Consider the following 555-nt stretch of genomic DNA (forward strand, 5'->3'; position numbering starts at 1 on the left):
CAAACAAAAACTGAACATAAATTATTCACTTTTTGATCTTAAATTCGCCATACCTTCCAATATATAGTGACGAGTAGGTGCGCATGTATGCGTAATGTTCCGTTCAGGAATCGAACAGGAAGGTATAACTATGAAAACAAAACTCTCGTTATTGGCTTTGGCGTTGTGTTCAACATCAGTGCTTGCTGACTCATGGATTTATGCAGGCGGCCAAATTGGTCAATCAGATATTGATGGCGAAAACGACACAACGTATGGCGTGCATGTCGGAACGGGGATTCTGCCATTAATCGGTATCGAAGTCGGCTATTTCAACCACGGTAAAGTCGACTTGTCTTTCGGTGGCAACAAAGGGGATGCGGATTTCACTTCGTTCTATTTAGCGGCGAAACCAAGCATAGATTTTGGTCCGCTACATGTGTATGCCAAAGGCGGCATTAATGCATTCAATGTCGATTACAATGGCGGATTAAGCTCGGTCAGCAAAGATGATGGCGTGTCTTACATGTATGGCGTCGGCGCGGAATATTTCTTGTTAGACAATATCTCTGTTGG

At 43.4% G+C, this 555-nt stretch carries 1 protein-coding gene; it reads left to right on the forward strand.

Features of this window, described 5'->3' with window-relative positions; genetic code table 11:
• Window positions 1-130: 130 nt before the first annotated feature.
• Window positions 131-555, forward strand: a 425-nt coding sequence (locus R7Z49_RS26905) for an outer membrane beta-barrel protein (protein WP_318112719.1), incomplete at its 3' end; no start/stop codon positions are given.

It is taken from the genome of Vibrio sp. 1562 (assembly GCF_033340155.1).
In the GTDB taxonomy this organism is placed as follows: Bacteria; Pseudomonadota; Gammaproteobacteria; order Enterobacterales; family Vibrionaceae; genus Vibrio; species Vibrio alginolyticus.